General features: G+C 70.1%; 21 protein-coding genes. 12 read left to right on the top strand and 9 right to left on the bottom strand.

The features are described from left to right. The first annotated feature begins 25 nt into the window (after positions 1-25). Genes ACO06I_RS13420 through ACO06I_RS13410 form a run of 3 tightly spaced genes read left to right on the top strand, consistent with a single transcriptional unit; the run spans position 26 to position 2736 of the window. The gene (locus tag ACO06I_RS13420; RefSeq protein ID WP_421933065.1) at positions 26-1306 is read left to right on the top strand and encodes a cytochrome P450; all 1281 of its coding nucleotides are present in this window, start codon (positions 26-28) and stop codon (positions 1304-1306) included. After that, positions 1307-2332: a phosphotransferase family protein gene (locus ACO06I_RS13415; RefSeq protein ID WP_421933064.1), complete on the top strand. Its 1026-nt coding sequence runs from the start codon at positions 1307-1309 to the stop codon at positions 2330-2332. Then, positions 2329-2736: a hypothetical protein gene (locus tag ACO06I_RS13410; RefSeq protein ID WP_421933063.1), complete on the top strand. Its 408-nt coding sequence runs from the start codon at positions 2329-2331 to the stop codon at positions 2734-2736. Before ACO06I_RS13415 ends, ACO06I_RS13410 begins: the two co-directional genes overlap by 4 nt. Here ACO06I_RS13410 and selD read toward each other — a convergent pair. Next, positions 2733-3776, bottom strand: coding sequence for a selenide, water dikinase SelD (gene selD, locus ACO06I_RS13405; protein WP_421933062.1), 1044 nt, complete (start codon positions 3774-3776; stop codon positions 2733-2735). The genes ACO06I_RS13410 and selD overlap by 4 nt on opposite strands. 197 nt (positions 3777-3973) lie before the next feature. On the opposite strand from selD, the gene mnmH reads away from it, so the two are divergent. Beyond that, complete coding sequence (gene mnmH, locus ACO06I_RS13400; protein ID WP_421933061.1) at positions 3974-5038, top strand: tRNA 2-selenouridine(34) synthase MnmH; 1065 nt, start codon at positions 3974-3976, stop codon at positions 5036-5038. Between the two features lie 134 nt (positions 5039-5172). Beyond that, on the top strand, positions 5173-7113 hold the full coding sequence (locus ACO06I_RS13395) for a PAS domain S-box protein (RefSeq protein ID WP_421933060.1): 1941 nt from the start codon (positions 5173-5175) through the stop codon (positions 7111-7113). 4 nt (positions 7114-7117) lie between these two features. Here the strand turns inward: ACO06I_RS13395 and ACO06I_RS13390 are convergent, their stop codons facing one another. Then, positions 7118-8656, bottom strand: a complete 1539-nt coding sequence (locus ACO06I_RS13390; RefSeq protein WP_421933059.1) for an acyl-CoA synthetase — start codon at positions 8654-8656, stop codon at positions 7118-7120. A gap of 189 nt (positions 8657-8845) precedes the next feature. On the opposite strand from ACO06I_RS13390, the gene ACO06I_RS13385 reads away from it, so the two are divergent. Continuing rightward, positions 8846-10030 carry an MFS transporter gene (locus tag ACO06I_RS13385; RefSeq protein ID WP_421933058.1) on the top strand — a complete coding sequence of 395 codons (1185 nt, stop codon included), beginning with the start codon at positions 8846-8848 and terminating at the stop codon, positions 10028-10030. A gap of 3 nt (positions 10031-10033) precedes the next feature. On the opposite strand, the gene ACO06I_RS13380 is transcribed toward ACO06I_RS13385, so the two are convergent. Together ACO06I_RS13380 and ACO06I_RS13375 are read right to left on the bottom strand one after the other, a co-directional pair. Next, complete coding sequence (locus tag ACO06I_RS13380) at positions 10034-10378, bottom strand: antibiotic biosynthesis monooxygenase family protein (protein WP_421933057.1); 345 nt, start codon at positions 10376-10378, stop codon at positions 10034-10036. Beyond that, entirely contained in the window at positions 10375-10683 is a 309-nt protein-coding gene (locus tag ACO06I_RS13375; RefSeq protein WP_421933056.1) for an NIPSNAP family protein, read from the bottom strand. Before ACO06I_RS13375 ends, ACO06I_RS13380 begins: the two co-directional genes overlap by 4 nt. Before the next feature lie 113 nt (positions 10684-10796). On the opposite strand from ACO06I_RS13375, the gene ACO06I_RS13370 reads away from it, so the two are divergent. Further along, a complete protein-coding gene (locus ACO06I_RS13370; protein WP_421933055.1) occupies positions 10797-11480 on the top strand; it encodes an ArsR/SmtB family transcription factor in 684 nt (227 codons plus the stop codon). 10 nt (positions 11481-11490) lie between these two features. Here the strand turns inward: ACO06I_RS13370 and ACO06I_RS13365 are convergent, their stop codons facing one another. The 3 genes from ACO06I_RS13365 to ACO06I_RS13355 form a co-directional block, all read right to left on the bottom strand. Further along, on the bottom strand, positions 11491-11811 hold the full coding sequence (locus ACO06I_RS13365) for a hypothetical protein (RefSeq protein WP_421933054.1): 321 nt from the start codon (positions 11809-11811) through the stop codon (positions 11491-11493). Between the two features lie 87 nt (positions 11812-11898). Then, positions 11899-12984, bottom strand: coding sequence for a ribosome small subunit-dependent GTPase A (rsgA, locus tag ACO06I_RS13360; protein ID WP_421933053.1), 1086 nt, complete (start codon positions 12982-12984; stop codon positions 11899-11901). 45 nt (positions 12985-13029) lie between these two features. Continuing rightward, positions 13030-13470: a DUF1810 domain-containing protein gene (locus tag ACO06I_RS13355; protein ID WP_421933052.1), complete on the bottom strand. Its 441-nt coding sequence runs from the start codon at positions 13468-13470 to the stop codon at positions 13030-13032. A 149-nt stretch (positions 13471-13619) separates the two neighbouring features. Here ACO06I_RS13355 and ACO06I_RS13350 point away from each other — a divergent pair, with 149 nt between their 5' ends. From ACO06I_RS13350 to ACO06I_RS13330, 5 genes are all read left to right on the top strand, one after another. Beyond that, the gene (locus ACO06I_RS13350; protein WP_304829655.1) at positions 13620-14024 is read left to right on the top strand and encodes a Zn-ribbon domain-containing OB-fold protein; all 405 of its coding nucleotides are present in this window, start codon (positions 13620-13622) and stop codon (positions 14022-14024) included. An 8-nt stretch (positions 14025-14032) separates the two neighbouring features. Then, positions 14033-15172, top strand: a complete 1140-nt coding sequence (locus tag ACO06I_RS13345) for a thiolase C-terminal domain-containing protein (protein ID WP_421933051.1) — start codon at positions 14033-14035, stop codon at positions 15170-15172. Positions 15173-15406: 234 nt separating this feature from the next. After that, positions 15407-16903, top strand: coding sequence for a CehA/McbA family metallohydrolase (locus tag ACO06I_RS13340; protein ID WP_421933050.1), 1497 nt, complete (start codon positions 15407-15409; stop codon positions 16901-16903). Positions 16904-17093: 190 nt separating this feature from the next. Then, entirely contained in the window at positions 17094-17696 is a 603-nt protein-coding gene (locus ACO06I_RS13335; protein WP_421933049.1) for a response regulator, read from the top strand. Next, positions 17693-18187, top strand: coding sequence for a hypothetical protein (locus ACO06I_RS13330; protein ID WP_421933048.1), 495 nt, complete (start codon positions 17693-17695; stop codon positions 18185-18187). Before ACO06I_RS13335 ends, ACO06I_RS13330 begins: the two co-directional genes overlap by 4 nt. A 111-nt stretch (positions 18188-18298) precedes the next feature. Here the strand turns inward: ACO06I_RS13330 and ACO06I_RS13325 are convergent, their stop codons facing one another. After that, positions 18299-21103 carry a TonB-dependent receptor gene (locus ACO06I_RS13325; RefSeq protein WP_421933047.1) on the bottom strand — a complete coding sequence of 935 codons (2805 nt, stop codon included), beginning with the start codon at positions 21101-21103 and terminating at the stop codon, positions 18299-18301. A 206-nt stretch (positions 21104-21309) separates the two neighbouring features. After that, positions 21310-22065 (bottom strand): TetR/AcrR family transcriptional regulator, encoded by a 756-nt coding sequence (locus ACO06I_RS13320; protein WP_421933046.1) that lies wholly within the window; start codon positions 22063-22065, stop codon positions 21310-21312. Positions 22066-22079 lie beyond the last annotated feature (14 nt).

The following is a 22079-nucleotide window of genomic DNA, read 5'->3' as shown; positions in this document are numbered from 1 at the left end:
TAGGGTCGACAACCGGCGAAGCCAGATGAGCGCAGCCGACGTCCTGATTCCGCAGTCCCAGGCCGCCAACCTGGTGGATCCGACGGCCTATGCCGACGGCCGGATTCACGAGACCTACGCCTGGCTGCGCGCCAACAATCCCTTCGGCAAGGCGCAGATCGACGGCGTCGAGCCCTTCTGGGTCACCACCAAGCACGCCGACATCCTGGAGATCAGCCGCCAGAACGCCCTGTTCTCCAACGGCGAGAAGTCCCCCACCCTGGTCAGCCAGGCGGTCGACGCCCGGGTCCGCCAGATGACCGGCGGCAGCCCCCACCTGCTGCGCACCCTGATCCACATGGATCAGCCCGATCACATGAAATACCGCGTCCTGACCCAGGCCTGGTTCCTGCCGCAGAACCTGCGCAGCCTGGAGGACCGCATCCGCAAGATCGCCCGGGCCGCGGTGGACAAGATGGCCGCCCAGGGCGGGGAATGCGACTTCGTCAGCGCCGTGGCCCTGCACTACCCCCTGCACGTGATCATGGAGATCATGGGCGTGCCGGAGGAAGACGAAGCCCGCATGCTGATGCTCACCCAGGAACTGTTCGGCGCGGCCGATCCGGAGCTGGGCCGCAAGACCGCCGACGAGCCCGACGATCCGGCCAAGATCGACATGAGCGTGCTCACCGATTTCATCAGCTACTTCACCCAGTTCTCGGAGGCCAAGCGGGCCAATCCCACCGACGACCTGGGCAGCCTGATCGCCAACTCCAAGATCGACGGCGAGCCCATCAGCCACTTCGAGGCGATGAGCTACTACATCATCGTCGCCACCGCCGGCCACGACACCACCTCGTCCTCCACCGCCGGCGCCATCTGGGGCCTGGCCCAGAACCCCGGGGAGCTGGCCAAGCTGAAGGCTGATCCCTCCCTGATCCCGGGCCTGGTGGATGAGTCCATCCGCTGGATCACCCCGGTGAAGACCTTCATGCGCACGGCCATGGAGGACACCGAGATCGGCGGCCGCAAGCTCTCCAAGGGCGACTGGCTGATGCTCTGCTACGCCTCGGGCAACCGGGACGAGGCGGTGTTCGACGACCCCGACGCCTTCCGCGTCGACCGCAGCCCCAACAAGCACCTGGCCTTCGGCTACGGCGCCCACCTGTGCCTGGGCCAGCACCTGGCCAAGATGGAGATGCGCATCCTCTGGGAGGAGCTGATCCCGCGCCTGAAGTCCCTGGAGCTGGCCGGCGTCCCGGCCATGTCCCAGGCGGTGTTCGTCAACGGGCCCAAGAAGCTCCCCATCCGCTTCGAGATGGCCTGAGTGGCCGGCCCCCTCGAACCCCGCATCGCGGCCTATATCGCCGCCCAGATGCCGCAGGCGACCGATGTCGCCGTCCGCGACCTGGCCCGCATCTCCGGCGGCGCCTCGCGGGAGACCTATCGCTTCACCGCCTCCTGGACCGAGGACGGCCAGGCCCGCGAGCGCAAGCTGATCCTGCGTCGCGACCCGCCCGCCAGCCTGATCGACACCGAGCGCCGCATCGAGTTCGAGGCCTATCGCGCCTTCCACGGCACCAGCGTTCCGGCGCCGGAGATGCTGTGGCTGGAGGAGGGCGACGGGCCCCTGGACCACCCCTTCTTCATCGCCGCGGAGATCGCCGGATTCCAGGCCGGCCCCGGCCTGCTGTGGGCCGAGCCCTATCTGGACACCCACGCCCGGCTGGGGGAGCGCAAGTGGACCATCCTCGGCGAGATCGCCAGGGCCGACCCCGTGGCCAACGGCCTGGCCCAGGTGATGCCCGCCGTCGCGGCCGAGGACTGCTGGAACCGCGAGCTGACCTATTGGGAAGAGGTGCTGGACGCCGACGAGGCCGAGCCCCTGCCGATCATCCGGGCCGCCATCCGCTGGCTGCGGGCCAATCCGCCGCCGCCGGCCCAGAAGGTCGGCGTGGTGCACGGCGACTACCGCACCGGCAACTTCCTCTATGACACCAAAGGCGAGATCCACGGCATCCTCGACTGGGAGATGGCCCATCTGGGCGATCCCCTGGAGGACCTGGGCTGGAGCCTCAACCCCATCTGGTCCTTCGGCCGGGGCCTGGCCGGCGGCCTGCTGCCGCAGGAGGAGGCGGTCGCCATCTGGGAGCGGGCCAGCGGCCTGAAAGCCGATCGCGCCGCCCTGCACTGGTGGACCCTGTTCAACTGCGTGAAGGGCCAGGCGATCTGGGTCTCCAGCGCCCGGGCCTGGCTGGACGGCGGCAACCGCGAACCCATCATGGTCTATCCCGCCTGGGCCATGACCAACGCCCAGGACCGGGCGGCGCTGCAAGTCATGGGGCGGCTATGATCCCTTCGGTTCCCGCCGTCCTCGTCGACCTCGCCGGCAAGGTGATGGCCAACGCCATGCCCGACGCCAACCCCACCGACCGGGCCGCGACGCTCGGGCTCTCGGCCATGCTGATGGGCCTTGCGGCGGAGGCCTGGGACGGGGCGGCCCACAACCTGGTGATGGAGAACCGGGCGATCCGGGGCCTGCTGGCCCGGGGCGCGGCCTATGTCCCGCCGCCGGAGGAGCGGCCGGAGGACGATTTCCGCCTTTCGGCCCTGGCGGCGGAGAACGCGCGGCTGCGGGCGGCCCTGATCACCCTGCAGATCGCCGTCGAGGGCCGCGACGAGGCCATGAATGACGCCATCTGGGCCGAGCTGCGGGCCTCGACCGAGCGCCGCAAGCAGCAGGGTTCGGCGGTTTAGGCGACGACGACCCGCGGATCGCCGGCTTCCAGGCGCCCGACGATGGTCGCCGAGGCGAAGCCGCGGCTGCGCACCAGGGCCAGGATGTCGGCCGCCCGGCCGGGGGCGACGGCGATCAGCAGGCCGCCGCTGGTCTGGGGGTCGCAGAGGATGTCGCGCCGCCATTCGGGCAGGTCGTCCGGCGCCTGCACCGCCTGGCCGTAGCTGGCCCAATTGCGCACCGAGGCGCCGGTGCGCACCCCGTCGCGGGCCAGGGCCTCGACGCCCTCCAGCAGGGGCGGGGCGTCGGCCTCGATCATGGCCATCAGGCCCGCGCCCCGGCACATCTCCAGGGCATGGCCCAGGAGGCCGAAGCCGGTGACGTCGGTGACTGCGCTGACCCCCGCCGCCCCGGAGAGTTCGGCGCCCACGGCGTTGAGCTGGGTGGTCGAGGCGATCAGGGCCTCATAGCCGCCGGCCGGCATCCGCTCCTGCTTGAAGGCCGCGCTGAGCACGCCCACCCCCAGGGGCTTGGTGAGGATCAGGACGTCGCCGGCCCGCGCGGTGCGGTTGGTGAGCACCTTGTCGGGATGAACCAGGCCCAGCGCCACCAGGCCGTAGATCGGCTCGACGCTGTCGATGGAGTGGCCGCCGGCGATGGGCACGCCGGCCGCGGCGCAGACCGAGGCGCCGCCGGCCAGGATGGCGCCGATGGTGTCCACCGGCAGCTGGGCCACCGGCATGCCGACGATGGCGAGCGCGAAGATCGGGGTCGCCCCCATGGCGTAGACGTCCGACAGCGCATTGGTGGCGGCGATGCGGCCGAAATCGAAGGGGTCGTCGACGACCGGCATGAAGAAGTCGGTGGTGGCCACCAGGGCCTGGCTGTCGTTCAGCCGCCAGACCGCGGCGTCGTCGGAGGTCTCGGTCCCCACCATCAGGTTGGGGAAGACGCCGGCCGCCGGCATCTTGGCCAGGATCTCCCGCAGCACCGAGGGCGCCAGCTTGCAGCCGCAACCGCCACCATGGGCCAGGGAGGTCAGGCGGACGGGGGCGGTCATGGGGAGGTCCTTGGCTTAGACCCTGACCGTTTCAGATGGGCTCATCTGAAACGGCAAGAAGGGTCTAGATTCAAAATATTAGAGCACGTCGGACGGCGGAACCGGTATCCACTTCCGCCTGACGTGCTCTAGCGGCGGCGGGCAAACGGTATATAGGCCTGCCGGCCCCAGCATAGGGGCGATGGAGCAGCAAGGGCATGGCCCGCATCCTGGTGACCGAGGCCGTCGATCCCGCCGCCCTGGCGGCCTATGACGCGATCATCGACGTCCGCAGTCCCGGCGAGTTCGCCCTGGACCATGTGCCGGGCGCCATCAACCTGCCGGTGCTGGACGACGCCGAGCGGGCGGAGGTGGGCGCGATCTATGTCCAGGAGAGCCGTTTCAAGGCCAACCGCATCGGGGCGGCCTATGTGGCGGCCAATATCGCCCGCCACCTGCGCGGCGCGCTCGCCGACAAGCCGCCGGAGTTCCGGCCGCTGATCTATTGCTGGCGCGGCGGCAGCCGCTCCAACGGCATGGCCACCATCCTGTCGCAGATCGGCTGGCGGACCACGGTGCTCACCGGCGGCTACCGCACCTATCGGCGCTGGGTGAGCGAGCGGCTCTACGACGCCGATCCGGCCTGGCGGCTGGTGCTGCTGGACGGCGGCACGGGGTCGGGCAAGACGGAGATGCTGGGCCGGCTGGCGCGCCGCGGCCTGCAGGTCCTGGACCTGGAGGGCCTGGCCGAGCACCGGGGCTCGCTGTTCGGCGGCTTCCACGGCCAGGCCCAGCCCAGCCAGAAGATGTTCGAGAGCCGGCTGCTCGCCGCCCTGCTGGCCCTGGAGCCGGCGCGGCCGGTGGTGACCGAGGCGGAGTCCAGCAAGATCGGCGACCGCATGGTGCCGCCGACCCTGTGGCGGGCCATGGAGGTCGCGCCGCGCATCGAGCTGACCGCCGAGCCCGCCGAGCGGGCGGCCTATCTGGCGGCCACCTATGGCGAGGTGGTGGCCAGCGACCTGGAGGCGGCCTTCGCCCGCCTGCCCACCTATCCCGGCCAGAAGCGGCTGGAGAACTGGCGGCGGCTGGTGGCCGACCGGGCCTATGCCGAGCTGGCCCAGGCCCTGATCGAACTGCACTACGACCCGGCCTACCGGCGCTCGGCCAAGAAGGAGACCCGCGCCCGCCTGGGTTCCGTCGCCATGGGCGACCTGTCCGACGCCGCCCAGGAAGCCGCCGCCGAGGCGGTCGCGCGGCTGGTGGCGGCAGGTTCCGCGGCTTGACCGGCGGCTCGAACACGACCCTCGACTGCAAAGCGGCCCGCGGACTCGGTTAGCGTGGTGGCGGCGCGCCCGTTAAAGGCCAAGCTGCAGCGGACGCGACTCGCCTGCCTCGGGCGGGCCAGGGAGGCGAGAGTTTGGCGACGACCCAGGACGTCCTGGCCCTCAGTGAGGTGCGGTACCGTCTGATCACCGAGCAGATCACCGACGTGGTGTCCTGCTGCGACGCCGAGGGGGTCCTGACCTTTGTCTCGCCCTCGGCCGAGGCCCTGTTCGGCTACCGCCCTGAGGAACTGTTGGGCAAGGAGTCGGTGGTGGTGGTCCACCCCGACGACCAGAGGGCGGTGCGCAAGTCCATCATCGCCTATCTCGCCGCCGGCCCCGGCGCGGCGCCGCCCCGGGTCGAGTACCGGGCGATCCGCAAGGACGGCCGGCAGATCTGGATCGAATCCTGCCCGATCGCCGTGCGCGATCCGAATACCGGCGAACTGATCGAGCTGCAGGACTGCACCCGCGACGTCACCGCCCGCCGGGAGGCCGAAGAGGCGTTGGCCCGCAGCGAGGAGCGCTACCGCTTGCTGGCCGAGAACGCCACCGACATGATCCTCTGCTACGACCCGAAGGGGGTGCTGAGCTACGTCTCGCCCTCGGTGCGGCGGATGGGCTACGAGCCCGAGGAGCTGGTGGGCCAGCGCACCATCAGCTTCCTGCACCCCGACGACCTGGCCCGCGTGGTGGCGGAGTTCAAGGTCTACGCCGCCGCCCCGCCCGGGACCGAGCCCATCCGCTACCAGCATCGCGGCTACCGCAAGGACGGGAGCCTGCTCTGGCTGGAGGCGATCTCCAAGGCGATCCACGATCCGCAGACCGGCGTCCTGCTGGGCTTCCAGGACGTGGTCCGCGACATCTCCGACCGCAAGGCCCTGGAGGACGACCTGGGCGCCGCCCGCGACGCCGCCGAGGCGGCGGCGGCGGTGAAGTCCGCCTTCCTGGCCAATATGAGCCACGAGATCCGCACCCCGCTCACCGCCATCCTGGGTTTCTCGTCCCTGCTGGCCCAGCGCCCGGGCCTGGACGCCCTGGGCCGCCAGCACCTGGAGCGGATCCGGGCCGGCAGCCAGGCCCTCCTGTCCATCGTCAACGACGTGCTCGACTTCTCCCGGCTGGAGGCCGACCAGGTGGAGATCACGCCCCAGCCGGTGGCGATCGCCAAGACCACCGAGGAGGCGCTGGCCCTGTTCTCCCCGCAGGCGGAGGCCAAGGGGCTGGAGCTGGTCTTCGAGACCGACGGGGCCCTGCCCGACCACCTGATGGTGGACCCCGACCGGCTGCGGCAGATCCTGTTCAACCTGATCGGCAATGCGGTGAAGTTCACCGAGGCCGGCTCGGTGCGCCTGAAGGTGGCCTACGCCCCCGACCTCGAGCGGCTGCACCTGTTCGTCGCCGACACAGGCGAGGGGATGGACGCCAGCCAGACGGCGCGGCTGTTCCAGCGCTTCTCCCAGGTGGACGCGGCCCCCACCCGCAAACACGGCGGCACCGGCCTGGGCCTGGCCATCTGCAAGGGCCTGGCCGAGGCCATGGGGGGCGGGGTCAGCGTCGAGAGCACGCCGGGCCAGGGCTCGGTCTTCCACGTCCACCTCTGGGCCCCGGCCACCGACCTGGCGGGGCCCGCCGGGACGGCGTCCGAGGCTCCGCCGGCCGAGGATCTGAAGGTGCTGGTGGTGGACGACAACGACGTCAATCGCGAGCTGGCGCGCCTGCTGCTGGAGTCCTTCGGCGTCCAGGTCTCGGAGGCCCGCGACGGGGAGCAGGCCCTCGAACTGGCCCAGGCCGGGGCGGTGGACCTGATCCTGATGGACATCCGCATGCCCCGGCTGGACGGTCCTGCCACCCTGCGGCGGCTGCGGGCCCAGCCCGGTCCCAACCAGGGGGTTCCCGTCCTGGCCTTCAGCGCCGACGCCGACCTGGAGGGCGCGCCCTGGGCCCACGAGTTCGACGGCCTGGTCCGCAAGCCCATCGTGGCCGCCGACCTGCTGGCGGAGATCGGGCGCTGCCTGGAGGCGGCGGAGGGCTGAACCTTCAGATCTTGCGGTCGGTCCAGTAGGCGTCGCGCAGGACGCGCTTGTAGAGCTTGCCGGTGGGCAGGCGGGGCATCTCGGCGATGAAGTCGATGGAGCGCGGCGCCATGTAGTGGGCCAGCCTCGCCTTCGCATAGGCCAGCAGCTCCTCGGCCAGGTGGTCGGAGGGGGCGTGGCCGGGGGCGGGTTCGATCACCGCCTTGACCGCCTCGCCCATTTCCGGATGGGGCACGCCGAACACCGCCACGTCGGCCACCTTGGGGTGGGTCACCAGCAGGTCCTCGATGGCCTGGGGATAGATGTTCACCCCGCCGGAGATGATCATGAAGGCCTTGCGGTCGGTGAGGTAGAGATAGCCGTCCTCATCGAGATAGCCGACGTCGCCGAGCGCGTTCCAGTTGGGGTGCTGCGGGTGGCGGGCGTCGGCGGTCTTGGCCGGGTCGTTGTGGTACTCGAAGGTCGGGGCCTCGCGCTCGAAATAGACCAGTCCGGTCTCGCCCACCGGCAGTTCATCGCCGTTCTCGTCGCAGATGTGCAGCACGCCCAGGGCCGCGCGGCCCACCGAGCCGGGATGCTCCAGCCAGTCCTCCGAGGTGATGAAGGTCGAGCCCGAGCCCTCGGTGCCGGCGTAGTATTCATAGAGGATCGGGCCCCACCATTCGATCATCTGGCGCTTGACCTCCACCGGGCAGGGAGCGGCGGCGTGGATGGCGACCTGGTGGCTGGAGAGGTCGTGCTTGGCGCGCGCTTCCTCCGGCAGCTTCATCATGCGGACGAACATGGTGGGCACCCACTGGCTGTGGGTGACGCCGTATTTCTCGATGAGGGCCAGGGCCTGTTCGGCGTCGAAGCGCTCCATCATCACCACCGTGCCGCCGAAGGACTGCACGCTCAGCACATAGGCCAGGGGGGCGGCGTGGTAGAGCGGGGCGGGCGAGAGATAGACGCTGTCGGCGGTGAGGCCGTAGCGGTTGACGGCCTGGCGGGTGGCGAAGCCCTCGGCGGGGCTCATCTCCGGCAGGGGCCGCAGGATGCCCTTGGGCCGGCCGGTGGTGCCCGACGAATAGAGCATGGAGTCGCCCATCCACTCCTGGGCGAGCGGTTCGGGCGAGGCGCCGGCCAGGGCGTCTTCGTAGGAGTCCCAGCCGGGGATGGTCCCGCCCACCATCAGCCGGATCGGGCAGTCGGGGATCAGGTCGGCGAGGGCGGCGGCGGTCTCGCGCTTGTCGTAGGAGGTGATCAGCGCCTTGGCCCCACAGTCGCCGACGATGTAGGCGGCCTCGTCCGGCGGCAGGTAGCGGTTGATGGTGGTGACATAGAGCCCCGACCGGAAGCCCGCCCAGACCGGGTCCATGAAGGCCAGGTTGTTCTCCATCAGGACCGCGATGTGGTCGCCCCGCCGCAGGCCCCGGGCGTACAGGAACTGCGCCACGCGGTTGGAGCGTTCGTCGAGCTGGCGATAGGTCACCACCTGGCCGGTGTCGGCCGAGATCATGGCGGGCTTGTCGGGCGTCAGGCGCGCGTGGTCGGGCAGGTACATGGTCGATCCTCACCTTCGGGCCCGCGTTCTGGTGCGCGGGCTACCGAGACAACGATGGGGCCGCGTAAACCTTCAGGCAAACCCAAAACGGCCCCCGCCGCGCTCGGCCCTTGAAAGACTCGGTCCTTCGGCTCTCTCTGCCGGCCAAGGCGCGGCCCGGCCGCGCGCACCTCGGAGAGGCTGGCGCAGATGAGCCTGAAACGCGTGCCGCGCACGGTCTGGGCCCTGGGGTTCGTGTCCATGTTCATGGATATCTCCTCGGAGATGATCCACAGCCTGCTGCCGGTCTTCCTGGTGGTGGGCCTCGGCGCCTCGCCGGCCCTGGTGGGGCTGATCGAGGGGATCGCCGAGGCGACGGCCTCCATCACCAAGGTGTTCTCCGGCTGGCTGAGCGACCGGTTGGGGCGGCGCAAGATGCTGGCGGTGCTGGGCTATGGCCTGGGGGCGATCACCAAACCGGTCTTCCCCTTCGCGGTGACGCCCTTCGAGGTGCTGGGCGCCCGGTTCGCCGATCGCATCGGCAAGGGCATCCGGGGCGCGCCCCGGGACGCCCTGGTGGCGGACGTGACGCCGAAGGAGCTGCGCGGCGCGGCCTTCGGCCTGCGGCAGTCCCTGGACACGGTGGGCGCCTTTGTCGGCCCGCTGATCGCCGTGGGGCTGATGGCCCTGCTGAACGACGACATGCGCGCGGTGTTCGGCTACGCGGTCATCCCCGCGGCCATCGCCGTCCTGCTGCTGGTGCTGGGGGTGGAGGAGCCGCCGGCCAGCCAGGTCCCGCACGCCGCCAAGGCGCCGATCCGCTGGGCGGAGGTCCGGGCCATCGGCGCCCCCTTCTGGCTGGCGGTGGCGGTGGGGGTGCTGTTCACCATGGCGCGGTTCAGCGAGGCCTTCCTGGTCCTGCGGGGCGCCGACGCCGGCATTCCCCTGAGCCTGATCCCCTTCGTGCTGATCGCCATGAACGTCGTCTACGCCCTGGTCTCGGCGCCGGCCGGCAGCCTGTCGGACCGGCTCGGGCGCAAGGGCCTGCTGGTGGTCGGCACCGCGGTCCTGATCGGCGCCGACCTGGTCCTGGCCTGGGTCGGGAGCATCGCCGGCGTGGTGGCCGGAGTGGCGCTCTGGGGGCTGCACATGGGCCTGACCCAGGGCCTGCTGGCGGCCCTGGTGGCGGATGCCGCGCCCGCCCGGCTGAGGGGCACCGCCTTTGGCCTGTTCAACCTCGCCACCGGGGTGACCCTGCTGGCGGCCAGCGTGCTGGCCGGGGCGATCTGGTCGGCCCGGGGCGCGCCGGCCACCTTCCTGACCGGCGGCGGCTTCGCCCTGCTGGCCCTGGCCGGGGTCCTGGTCCTGCTGAAGGAAGACCGCGCGGCGGCTTGAGGCCTAGCCGTGCCGGTCGCGCGAATCCGCCGGCGCCTGGTTGCGGTCGGTGAGACCGTAGTCGCGGAGCACGCTCGCCACCCGCAGGCGGTAGCCGGCGAAGACCTCGGTCCTGCCCAGGCCTTGCGCCGCGCGGTGGGCTTCCAGGGCGCGCCACCGGGCCACCGCCGCCTCGTCGCGCCAGAAGGAGAGGGAGAGGATTTTCCCGGGTTCCGTAAGGCTTTCAAAGCGTTCGATGGAGAGGAAGCCGTCGATCCCGTCCAGCAGGGGGCGCAGGTCGGCGGCCAGGCCGAGATAGGTCGCCCGGGTTTCGGGGTGGGGCTGGACCTCGAAGATGACGGCGATCATGGGGTCACCGGGGCGAGGAAGGTGCGCTCCTCGCGCAGGATGAAGCGCCCCGCCTGGGCCAGGGCGAAGTTGGCGGCCCCGGCCGGGTCGGCGCGCAGGCGGGCGCGGTAGGCCTCGTAGGCGGCGAGATTGTCGAAGGAAATCAGGGCGTGGGCCACGTCGTTGGTCCCCTCGTGCGGCAGCCAGTAGCCCAGCAGGTCGCCGCCGCAGGCCGGGATGATGGTCAGCCAGTTCCGGGCATAGGCCTCGAAGGCGTCGCGCTGGAAGGGGTCGATGACGTAGCGGATGTGGCAGGTGATCGTCACGTGTCGGTCTCCGTGGAGGGAAGATAAGGCCCCCCTGATAGGCCCGCGGGCGGCCGGCATGCTTCGATGCAGGTCGAATTGTGGTGGCGGGGGTTCGGGGCTAGGCTGGGCCTATGAAACTCGGTCCCGACATCGCCCGGATCGGCGCCCTGCTGGGGGATCCGGCGCGGGCCAACATGTTGACCGCGCTGGTCGGCGGTCAGGCCCTGACGGCCGGGGAACTGGCCCGGGAGGCCGGAATCACGGCCTCGACGGCGAGTTCGCACCTGGCCCGGCTGACCGACGATGGCCTGTTGGTGAGGGTCAAACAGTCGCGCAGTGTCTACTACGCCCTGGCCAGCCGGGAGGTGGCCGAGCTGCTGGAGAGCCTGGCGGGCCTGGCCGCCCGCACCGGCCACCTGCGCACTCGCCCCGGCCCCAAGGAGCCGGCCCTGCGCAGGGCCCGCGTCTGTTACGACCACCTGGCCGGCGAGCTGGCGGTCGCGATGCTGGACAGTCTGCTGGCCCGCGGCGTCATCGAGGATCGCGACGGATCGCTGATCCTGGGGGCCGACACCGGCTTCCTGCGCGCCTTCGGGGTCCAGACCGACGCCCTGCCGCGCGGCCGCCGCCCGATCTGCAAGGCCTGCCTGGACTGGAGCGAGCGCCGCAGCCACCTGGCGGGCGCCCTGGGGGCGGCGATGCTGACCCGGATCTACGACCTGGGCTGGGCGCGGCGGACCCCGGGGACGCGGCTGGTGACCTTCAGCGCCCCGGGGCTGGCGAGCTTCGAGGCGGCGTTCAAGGCCGCAAACTGAACGACCGCGATCAGGCGGGTTCGGTGACCGGGTCGCGGAATTCGTCGGCGGGGACGTAGGCGCAGCCGTCCTCGTCCAGCACCCAGACGCCGATCAGGGCGGGGTGGTCGGGGTCGAGGTCTTCGTCGAGCAGGTCGCCGTCATAGAGGGCGACATTGCTGTAGTCGAAATCGAGGGAGAGTTGGCTGGCGAGACCCAGCATCTCGTCGGCCATGCGGCGGGAATAGCCGACGGCCTCGGCCTCGGTTCCGAAGTCGTCGGTCAGCGTGTTCATCTCGGCCGCGTCGCTGCCTTGGGCCGCACTGGTGGTGACGATGGTGTAGGCGGGCATGGGGCATCTCCGTTGGGGCCCTTCCCTAACCCGTTCGCCGCGGGGCGGGTCCTAGATTCTGAAAAAACATCCGGGAGCCGACCAGGATCAGTCGGCGCCGCCCCGGTGGTCGCGCTTGGTGGCGCGGTAGGTCTTCGACAGGGCGGCGGACTGGCGGCGCTCGGCCGCCTTGGCGATCCGCTCGGCCTTCTGTTCCACCGCCGCCAGTTCGACGCCAAGCTTCTGGAAGTTGGCCCAGCGGCCGGGGTCGAGGGCGCCGCTCCGCAGGGCCGCCTGGATCGCGCAGCCGGGCTCGTGGCTGTGGCCGCAGTCGTTGAACTTGCAGTCCCCGGCCAGACTCTCGATGTCGTCGAAGACCTCGCTCACGCCCTCCTCGGCGTCGATCAGCCCCACCTCGCGGATGCCGGGCGTGTCGAGCAGCAGGGCTCCGCCCGGAAGCAGGACCAGCTGCCGGCTGCTGGTGGTGTGGCGGCCCTGGTCGTCGGCTTCGCGGATGGCGGCGATGGTCATGCGGTCCTCGCCCAGGAAGGCGTTGACCAGGGTGGACTTGCCCACCCCCGACGAGCCGATCAGCACGCAGACCTCGCCCGGCGTGACCTGGGCGAGCAGGGCCTGGAGACCCGCGCCCTCACGCGCCGAGACCAGCAGAACCGGCGCGCCGTCCGCCAGGGCGACGATCCCGGCGGCTTCACCTTCCGGATCGGCGCTGAGGTCCGACTTGGTCAGCACCACCACCGGCCGGGCCCCGCTCTGCCAGGCGGCGGCGAGATAGCGCTCGATCCGGCGCGGATTGAGGTCGGCGTTCATCGAGCTGACGACGAAGACGACGTCGATATTGGCGGCGATCACCTGCAGCTTTCCCAGGCTGTCGGCGGCGCGCCGGGTGAGCACCGTGCGCCGGGGCAGGACCGCCTCGATGACCGCCGCGCCGTCGGCGGGGTTCAGGGCCAGGGCCACCCAGTCGCCGACGGCCGGCGGGTCGGCCTCCCGGGCCTCGTGATGCAGGCGGCCCGACAGGTTGGCGCGCAGCTCGCCCTCGTCGGTGGCGACCAGATAGCCGTCGCGATGCTGGGCGATGACGCGGGCGGGCGTGTGGCCGGCCTCGGCGTATGGCGCGAAGGCCTCGGCCAGCGGGCCGGTCCATCCGTATCGGGTGATGACGCTTCCAGGCATCCGATCGGTTTATCGCCTTTCGGACCGGTCGGGTCAGGACAATTCCTATCCCGTGGGCGCGGGAGGCGAGAGCAGACGCACCGTCTCCGGGTCCGAGGCCCCGCCGAAGTAGCGGGCGAGCGCGCTGCGGAAGGGTTCGCCGTCGGCGCTGGCCTTGAGGAACAGGGTCATGCAGGAGCGGAACTTCAGGTCGTCGGGCTGGCCGAAGATCTGGCTGGCCGAGCGGCCGTCGACGGCCAGGACGCGGCGCGTGCAGACCAGCAGCCGGGGCCCCAGCACCGGGTGGGCCAGGTAGGCGCGGGCCTCGGCCAGGCTGGAGATGGCGAAGAACTGCGCCGTCGGGCTGCGGCCCAGGCCGGCCACCTGGGGGAAGACGAACCACATCCAGTGGGTCAGCTTGCGGCCCTGTTTCAGCTCGGCCAGCACGGTCTCGATGACCGGGTCCTGGGCCTGGACGAAGCGGGCGAGATCGAAGGGGTCTTCCACGGGAGGGGCCTCGGAAGCGGAACGGAACGGCCTGGCAGCCTAGTTCCCGCTACGTTACCAATCGACAAGCGGGCCAACCTCGGGTTTGCTGCACCGCCCTCGTTTTGAGGGCCAAGACTCATCGAATTTGATTGGGGACGATTTTTCATATGGCTCGAATGTTGCCCGAACCCACGCCGGAAACCCGGCATTTCTGGGAGGGTTGCAAGGACGGCGAGCTGCGTCTGCAGCGCTGCACCGAATGCACCCACAGCTATTTCCCCCCGCGCCCCTTCTGTCCGAAGTGCGGCTCGCGGGACGTCGAGGTCTATGCCGCCAGCGGCAAGGGCTTCCTCTATTCCTACGTCATCAACCACCGGCCGCGCCCCGACATGGGGACCGAGCCGCACTCCATCGCCGTGGTGGAGCTCGATGAGGGTCCGCGCCTGATGACCAACATCGTGGGCTGCCCGCAGACGCCGGAAGCCCTGCAGCTGGACATGAAGGTCCAGGTGAAGTTCGAGAAGCAAACCGACGACATTTCCCTTCCCCTGTTCGAACCGGCGAAGGGCTGAGACCGCACATGAAACCCAAATCAGTCGCGGTCGTCGGGGCCGCTGAAACCACCCGCATGGGCAAGATCCCGGACATGTCGGTGATCGGCCTGCACGCCGACGCCGCCCTCAACGCCATGAAGGACGCGGGCCTGAAGCCCTCGGACATCGACGGCGTCGCCACCGCCGGGGTCAGCCCCGTCGAACTGGCCCAGTACCTGGGCATCACCCCCACCTATGCCGACGGCACCAGCGTCGGCGGCTGCTCCTTCATGCTGCACGTCCGCCACGCCGCGGCCGCCATCAATGAGGGCCTGGCCAAGACCATCCTGATCACCCACGGGGAATCGGGGCGTTCGCGCGTCGGCGCCGGCGGTTTCGGCCGCAACGCCAGCTCGCTGATGGGCCAGTTCGAGATGCCCTACGGCGTCACCAGCCCCCCCACCATGTTCACGATCCCGGTGCTTCGCTACATGAAGACCTATGGCGTGACGGAGGAGGACCTGGCCATGGTCGCCGTGGTCCAGCGGGAATGGGCGGCGCTCAACCCGCGCTCGTCCTTCAAGGACCCGATCACCGTCGACGACGTGCTGAACTCGCCGATGATCGCCTGGCCGTTCCGGATGCTGATGTGCTGCCTGGTCACCGACGGCGGCGGGGCTCTGATCCTCACCAGCGCCGACCGGGCCAAGGACTTCCCCAACAAGCCGGTCTTCGTGCTGGGCACCGGGGAAAGCGTCGAGACCCCGATGGTCAGCCAGATGGAGGACTTCAACACCTCCAAGGCGTTCCGCGTCTCGGGCAAGAAGGCCTTCGACGAGGCGGGCATCAAGCACGCCGACGTCGATCACCTGATGATCTACGACGCCTTCGCCCACCTGCCGCTCTACGGCCTTGAGGACCTGGGCTTCTGCAAGCCCGGCGAGGCCAAGGACTTCGTGCGCGAGCGCAACACCGCCATCGGCGGCAAGCTGCCCATGAACACCAACGGCGGTGGCCTCTCCTACATGCACTCGGGCATGTACGGGATGTACGCCCTGCAGGAGAGCGTGCGGCAGATGCGTGGCACCGCGGCGGCCCAGGTGAAGGACGCCAAGATCAGCGTCTGCCAGGGCGTCGGCGGCATGTTCGCCGCCGCCGGCACGGTGATCTTCGGAAACGAAGCCTAGTTTCGTTTCAACGACTTACCGCACTCCATGCTGCGCAGCATGAGGTGCAGCATTTTCGCCCTTCCCGGAAGACCGGGGAGGGCGTTTTGCTGCGGGGGGTGGGGCAAAGCCGGAGTGTCATCCCGGTTTCCGCGTAGCGGAAGACCGGGACCCAGAAACACCGATCTATCCTGAAACCTCCGCGCATATGGGTCCCGGACAAGCCCTGCGGGCTTTCCGGGATGACACCGGGGGGTGTTGCTGCGCTATGAATTCCACATGCGGCGCAGCTTCCACATCCTGGTGTTCCTGACGGCGCTGCTGTTCGGCGGATCAGCCCTGGCGCAGGACCTCACCCTCACCGGAACCCTGACCGGCGCCGATCACCAGACCTATCGGGAAATCCCCTTCAAGGTCCCCGCCGGGGTGACGCGGATCACCGTGGTGTTCGACTATTCGGGGCGCGAGCAGAAGGCGACGATCGACCTGGGCTTGCGGGACCCGCAGCGGTTCCGGGGGTGGAGCGGGGGGAACAAGAGCAGCTTCACGGTCAGCGAGGCCGAGGCGACGCCCTCCTATCTGCCGGGGCCGCTGCCGCCGGGGACCTGGAAGCTGGTGCTGGGGGCGCCCAATATCCGCAAAGGCGCGAGCGCGGCCTATAGCGCGAAGATCTGGTTCTCGCAGGCCGCCAGCCTGTCGACCGCGACCGGCGGGCTGGGCTGGTATCGCGGCGACCTGCACCTGCACACCGGCCATTCCGACGGGACCTGCCTGTCGCGCGCCGGGGTCCGGGTTCCCTGTCCGGTGTTCAAGACCCTGGAGGCGGCCTCGGCGCGGGGGCTCGATTTCGTCAGCGTCACCGACCACAACGCCACCTCCCAGAACGGGGCTTTACGCGAGCTGGCCCCCTATTTCGACGACCTGGTGCTGATCCCGGGCCGCGAGATCACCACCTTCCAGGGCCACGCCAATGTCTTCGGGCCGACCGGGCCCATCGACTTCCAGCTCGGGAGCCCGCGGGCGCCGAAACTCGCGAAGATCCTCGACCAGGTGGAGGCGGCCGGCGGCCTGGTTTCCATCAACCACCCGGCCCTGCCCTCGGGCGAGGCCTGCATGGGCTGCGGCTGGAGCGTGGCCGACACGCCCTATGGCCGGATCGCGGCCATGGAGGCGGTGAACGGTGGCGGCATGGCCCTGATCGGCGGCAAGGCCGAGGGGCCGTTCTCGGGCGTTCCCTTCTGGGAGGCGCGGCTGAACGAAGGCTGGCGGATCACCGCCATCGGCGGCTCGGACAATCACGACGCCACCCTCGACCCCGCCAAGGCGCCAGCCGTCGGCATGCCGACGACGGTGGTCCACGCGGCGGCCAAGTCGCAGGCGGCGATCCTGGCGGCGATCCGCGCGGGCCACGTCTTCATCGACGTCACCGGATCGCGCGACCGGCTGATCGAGGTGACCGGCGAGGCGCTCGGCCAGAGGGCCGAGATGGGGGACGTCCTGTCCGCGCCGGCGGGAGCGACGGTGCAGGTCAGCGTCCATGTGCGGGGCGGGGCCGGAGGGCGGCTGAGCCTGGCGGGCGGCGCGGCGGGCCGGGCGACCCTGACCCATCCGGACCTGGCCGGGGACGACGAGACCCGGGTCTTCGACCTGGTGAGCGACGGGAAACCCGGCTGGCTGCGGGTGGACCTGAGGGGGGCCGACGGGCGGCTGATCCTGCTGACCAACCCCCTCTATCTGCGGCCGGGGCGGTAGAGCGCAACAGCCTGAAGTAGAACCGGTTTCCGGCGCGTGCGGCGCTCTGTGACCGCCTGTCGCACCTCGCACAGCGGAAGATGTTCTTAACCCTCTCCGGCCAGACTGGCGGGGTCGCGAAACGCGTCGGAATGAAGGATCGCTGCGGTCCCAGGCAGGTTCGCCCGCCCGGCCGCACGTTGCATGCAGAATGGGTCTCAGCCCGGATTCCCGCGCCCGGTTCAACCTCGAACGCGCCTCGGTGCTCGTTCTCGAGGAATCGGTCATGGGCATGAACATCCTGGTGCAGATCCTCACCGGCTTCGGCGCCAAGGTGTTGCACCGCGCCGAGACCGTGGAAGAGGCGCAGGGCATCGTCGGCAAGGTCGAGCTGGACCTGGTGGTGGCCGACGCCCTGGGCGCCGGCGGCGCGGGCTATGACTTCGTGAGCTGGCTGCGCCGCTCGCGGATCGAACCCAACTGCTATGTGCCGGTGCTGCTGACCGCGGGCCACACCCCCGGCGGGGCGGTGTCGAAGGCGCGCGATTGCGGCGCCCATTTCGTCATGACCAAGCCGCTGACCCCCATCACCGTGCTGGAGCGCATCCTGTGGATCGCCCGCGAGGGTCGCCGGTTCGTGGAGTGCGACAGTTATATGGGGCCCGATCGGCGCTTCAAGAACGAGGGCGTGCCGGCCGGCAAGGTCGGGCGCCGGCGGGACGATCTGGTGGGCGACGTCGGCGAGGCGAGCTCGCCCAACATGGAACAGGACAGCATTGACGGCATGCTGAAGACACGGCGGGTGACACTTTGAGCACGGTAAAGATCCATGTCCCCGTGGTGCGGCTGGCCAAGCTGCTGCGCACCCCCGGCGGCCTTCCGGTGGCCGACGCCGTCAAGCGCGCCGGCGCCGGGCTGGCCAGTCTGCGGGCCGAGTGCCTCGACGAGCTGCGGGTGACGCTCGACCAGGCCGAGCTGTGCGCCAACCGCGCCAACGGCGAGTACGATCCCAAGGTGGCCGAGGAGCTGTACGCCATCGCCAGCGCCGCCATCGGCGTGCCCACCGCCTGTGACCTGGCCCCCATCGACACGGCCCTGGTGAGCCTCGCCGACCTGGTGGACTATCTCAAGACCCAGGAGAAGTGGGACCCCAACGCCGTGGCCGTCCACCTGCGCGCCTTCCGCCTGCTGCTGCACACCGAGGCGGGCAAGGACAGCAATGGCACCAAGGCGATCCTGGAGGGCCTGCGCCGGGTCAGCCAGCGCTACGCCCGCAGCGACGCCCCGAGCGCCGCGGCCGGCTAGAGACCCTCTCCGCCCTCCGGCCAAGAAAAAGGCCGTCCGGCGGATCTGCATCCCCCGGACGGCCAGCAGAGTCGGGTCGGGAGGCCTCCCCGGTCTCAGAACGCGCCGGTCTCAGAACTCCTTGGTGATGGAGACGCCGTAGGTGCGCGGCTCGGTCATGAAGATGTTGGTGAACAGGCCCGAGGTGTCGTCGGTCTGGTACTGGTCGGTGATCACCGTCTCGTCGGTGAGGTTCTTGACGTAGAACTGCACCTGCAGGCCCCAGTCGGGCTTGGCCACCAGCACCGAGAGGTTGGTGTTGGTGTAGGACTCCAGCCGGTCATTGATGGCGTTGAAGATCCGGGCGTAGCTCTTGCCCTGATAGTAGAAGTCCACCCGCGGCGTGACCTGCCAGCCACCGTCCAGCTCCCATTGGTATTGCGCCCCCAGCGCCGCGGTCATGTGCGGCGAGTTGGGCAGCTCGTTGCCCTCCAGCCGGGCCGGCACGCCGGCGCTGGGGGTGACCGAGAAGCCGAGCGCGGTGGCCGTCGGCGTGCCCGGGGCGAAGCCGCCGTTGCAGACCCCCGGCAGCAGGGAGGGCGCGAACAGCGAGCCGGTCACCGCCGCGGCGGGCAGGACGCCGGCGTTCACCAGTTGCTGCAGGCGGGCGAGCTGGGCCACCGGGGCGACGCACATGGCGTAGCTCAGGCCGTTGCGCACCACCGACAGGCTGGGATCGCCCTGGGTCAGGTTCATCAGGTCCAGGGACTGGTTGTTCCCCAGCTCGGTGTGCAGGAAGCCCAGGCTGGTGTTGAAGCGCAGCTTGGGGATCGGCTCCCAGATGCCCTCCAGCTCGGCGCCCCAGAGCTTGGCGTCGATGTTCACATTGACCGAGGTCCGCTGGATGATCGAGGAGACCTGGTAGCCCTTGTAGCTGTAGTGGAACAGGGTCCCGTTCAGGATCAGGCGGCCGTCCAGCAGGGTGTTCTTGGCCCCCACCTCGACGGCGTCGATGAACTCCGGCTCATAGGTCTTGGGGAACAGCTCCTGGCCTGGCGACTGGGGCGGGTTGAAGCCGCCGCCCTTGTAGCCCCGCGCATAGGACGCATAGAGCAGGGTCTTGTCGGTGAAGGACAGGTCCGGCGACCATTCCAGGTTCACCCGCCCCGTCGTCTCCTTGAAGTGCACGGTCTGGATGGCGAGCGGCGCCTGGCCGATCCCGGCGGTGAGCAGGCGCGGCTGGTAGGGCTGGGCCCGCTTGCGGTCGACGGTGTAGCGCAGGCCAGTGGTGAGCTTCAGGTCGTCGGTGATGTTCCAGTAGACCTCGCCGAAGGCCGCCTGGGACGAGATCTGGTAGCCCGTGCGGCTGTCGAAATAGTTGCCCCCCGAGCCGTCCGGGATCGCCGAGGGATCGACATAGATGCAGTCGGGCCGGTTGAGCGCCCCGGTCTGCGGACAGCCCGGGGTGATCAGGTTGATGAACTCCGACAGGGCCGTCAGGGTGTTGGAGGTGACGAAGTAGTCGGTCTGGGTCTTGAACTTCAGGTCGGAGACGCCGGCCGAGAAGTTGACCGGGCCGTCGAAGGCGCTCTGCACCCGCAGCTCATGGCTGCGCTGCGTGCTGGTCCCGCCGGAGAAGTCGATGGTGGTGAACTGGTTGCGGCGGCCGACCTGGGGATCGTTGAAGTAGCCCTGGGAGTCCGTCAGCAGGCCGCCGAAGACGTTGGGGTTCAGCGTGCCGGTGGGGACCGCCCGGTTGTAGTCGGCCTCCGTGAAGCCCTCGTTCTCCGAATAGGCGCCGGTGTAGCTGAGCTCCAGGGCGTCGGTCAGGTGGTAGGTGAGGTTGAGCTGATAGACGTCGGCGTCGTTGCGGTAGAGGGGGTCGAACACGCTCTCGATCTTGCGCAGGTCGGGGTTCTGCAGCTTGCCGGCATAGGCGTCGCCGTTGATCAGGCCGGACGCCACGCCGAGGCCGCCGCCCAGGGTGACGGCGCTGTTGATCTCCTGCAGGGCGTCGGGGCCGCGCAGGCTGGCCAGTTTGCAGCCCTGGCTGAAATAGTTCTGGGTGCTGGTGGCCGGCGAGGTGTTGGTGGGGACCCCGCCGATGGTGGTGGGGCCGGGATCCTTGACGCAGAGCTGCTTGCCCACGCGGAGGCGATTGTCGTTCTCGCGGAACCGCTCCCACATGAAATAGGCGTGCAGGCGGTCGCTGGGCGCCCAGGCCAGGGTGGCCCGCGCCGACCACAGGTCGCGGTCGTCGACGTCGTGGCCGGTGACCAGGTTGTCGTAGAAGCCGTCACGCTTGAGATAGGCGCCGGCCACCCGCAGGGCGAAGTTGGCGGGCAGGGGCAGGTTGACCATGCCGTTGACGCGGCGGGTGGCGTAGTTGCCGACATCGCCGCTGATCCGGGCGCCGAAGACGTCGCTGGGCTGGTTGGTGATGACGTTCACCAGGCCGCCGGTGGTGTTGCGGCCGAACTGGGTGCCCTGGGGCCCGCGCAGCACCTCGACCCGGGCCACGTCGTAGAACTCCGCGTCGGCCAGGGTGTTGGCGGTCAGCGGGACGTTGTTCTCGTGGATGCCGATGGCCGCATCGGCGCTGGTGGCCACCAGCTTGGTGCCGATGCCGCGGATCTGGAAGTTGTAGCCGCCGAAATTGCCGCGGGAGAAGTTGACGTTGGGGACCGCCTGCAGCAGGTCCTGGCCGGTCTCGATGCGCTGGTTCTTCAGGCTGTCGCCGGAGAAGGCCGAGACCGCGATGGGCACGTCCTGGATGCTCTCCTCCCGCCGCTGGGCGGTGACCACCAGTTCGGAAATGACGTTGGGGGCGTTCCCGGCGGGCGGCCTGGCCTGGGCTAGGGCCTGGGACGCGGTGATGAGGGCGCCCGCGCTGACGCCCAGCGCCAGCAGGCTCCGCAGACGCGAAGTGATGTGCATTCGTTGTCCTCCCCGCCCGGGCGTTTGCTCGCCTCGGGTATTTTTGTGCGGGGATCACCTGGTGTCGCCGGGACCACTCGTCCGGTCGCCCGCGTCGGCGAGCCCCCGAGGAAGTATGGGTCCCGCCCGCGCGGCGCGACTACTCGGGTTTGGGCGGCGGGCGGCCGGGGGCGGGCGCCGTGCGCAAACCCAAAGCGCATAACGCGTTATAGATAGGGCGCGGGCCGCTCGGCGGGGCGGCGGCGACGCGCGGGGGTCGCCAGACTCGGATTTCGCCCGCCGCCGTGGGCCATTTCCTCCGGGCGCGGGTCGCGGGCCAGGGCCATGCGGAAGGTGAGATGGGCCAGTTCCCGGCGCAGGGCGGCGCGCTCGGCCTCGGGCCCCGGCAGGAAGGCGATCTCCAGCATGGCGCCGAACAGCATCTGGGAGATCAGCCAGGTGTCCCGCTCGGGCTGGGGCAGGGTCAGCCGGCTGGCCGAGGCCAGGCGGATGTCCTGGCACAGGCCGGTGAGGGTCTCGCGGGCCTGGCGGAAGGCGGGCAGCTGGGGGACGAAGGGGGCGTCGCGGAGCAGCACCTTGAGGGTGTTCTGCTGCAGGCCCAGGGTCTCGATGCCGGCGCCCAGCAGGTGCTCCATCCCCTCGAAGGCCGGCATGGCGGCCGCCTCGTCCACGGCGCGCTCCATCCGCAGCACCAGCCGCCGGCAGGTCTCCTCCACCAGGGCCGCGACGATCGCCTCCCGGTTGGGGAAGTACTCGTAGAGGGTGCCGATGCTGACGCCGGCCCGCTCGGAGATGGAGTTGGTGGTGAGGGTCTCGTAGGAGCCGCTGGCCAGGACCTGGCTGCAGGCGTCGACGATGGCGTTGAAGGTGGCCCGGGAGCGGGCCTGGCGCGGCAGCTTGCGCGGCGCGAGCGCGTCCGGCGCCGGACCCTGCGTCACCCGGGGCGATAAGGTTCGAGCCATGCCGCCTCCCGCCG

The organism is Phenylobacterium sp. (genome assembly GCF_965229015.1).
Classification (GTDB): domain Bacteria; phylum Pseudomonadota; class Alphaproteobacteria; order Caulobacterales; family Caulobacteraceae; genus Phenylobacterium.
Note: the sequence above shows the minus strand (reverse complement) of the source record. Positions and strands in the feature narration are given on the sequence as shown.

Bases quoted from the DNA above. Each gene is read 5' to 3' on its own strand.
- ACO06I_RS13365 (WP_421933054.1), bottom strand. From the start codon at position 11,811: ATGCCCGCCTACACCATCGTCACCACCAGTGCGGCCCAAGGCAGCGAC.
- ACO06I_RS13410 (WP_421933063.1), top strand. From the start codon at position 2,329: ATGATCCCTTCGGTTCCCGCCGTCCTCGTCGACCTCGCCGGCAAGGTG.
- mnmH (WP_421933061.1), top strand. From the start codon at position 3,974: ATGGCCCGCATCCTGGTGACCGAGGCCGTCGATCCCGCCGCCCTGGCG.
- ACO06I_RS13370 (WP_421933055.1), top strand. From the start codon at position 10,797: ATGAAACTCGGTCCCGACATCGCCCGGATCGGCGCCCTGCTGGGGGAT.
- ACO06I_RS13325 (WP_421933047.1), bottom strand. From the start codon at position 21,103: ATGCACATCACTTCGCGTCTGCGGAGCCTGCTGGCGCTGGGCGTCAGC.
- rsgA (WP_421933053.1), bottom strand. From the start codon at position 12,984: ATGCCTGGAAGCGTCATCACCCGATACGGATGGACCGGCCCGCTGGCC.
- ACO06I_RS13345 (WP_421933051.1), top strand. From the start codon at position 14,033: ATGAAACCCAAATCAGTCGCGGTCGTCGGGGCCGCTGAAACCACCCGC.
- ACO06I_RS13350 (WP_304829655.1), top strand. From the start codon at position 13,620: ATGGCTCGAATGTTGCCCGAACCCACGCCGGAAACCCGGCATTTCTGG.
- selD (WP_421933062.1), bottom strand. From the start codon at position 3,776: ATGACCGCCCCCGTCCGCCTGACCTCCCTGGCCCATGGTGGCGGTTGC.
- ACO06I_RS13420 (WP_421933065.1), top strand. From the start codon at position 26: ATGAGCGCAGCCGACGTCCTGATTCCGCAGTCCCAGGCCGCCAACCTG.
- ACO06I_RS13385 (WP_421933058.1), top strand. From the start codon at position 8,846: ATGAGCCTGAAACGCGTGCCGCGCACGGTCTGGGCCCTGGGGTTCGTG.
- ACO06I_RS13390 (WP_421933059.1), bottom strand. From the start codon at position 8,656: ATGTACCTGCCCGACCACGCGCGCCTGACGCCCGACAAGCCCGCCATG.
- ACO06I_RS13380 (WP_421933057.1), bottom strand. From the start codon at position 10,378: ATGATCGCCGTCATCTTCGAGGTCCAGCCCCACCCCGAAACCCGGGCG.
- ACO06I_RS13320 (WP_421933046.1), bottom strand. From the start codon at position 22,065: ATGGCTCGAACCTTATCGCCCCGGGTGACGCAGGGTCCGGCGCCGGAC.
- ACO06I_RS13335 (WP_421933049.1), top strand. From the start codon at position 17,094: ATGGGTCTCAGCCCGGATTCCCGCGCCCGGTTCAACCTCGAACGCGCC.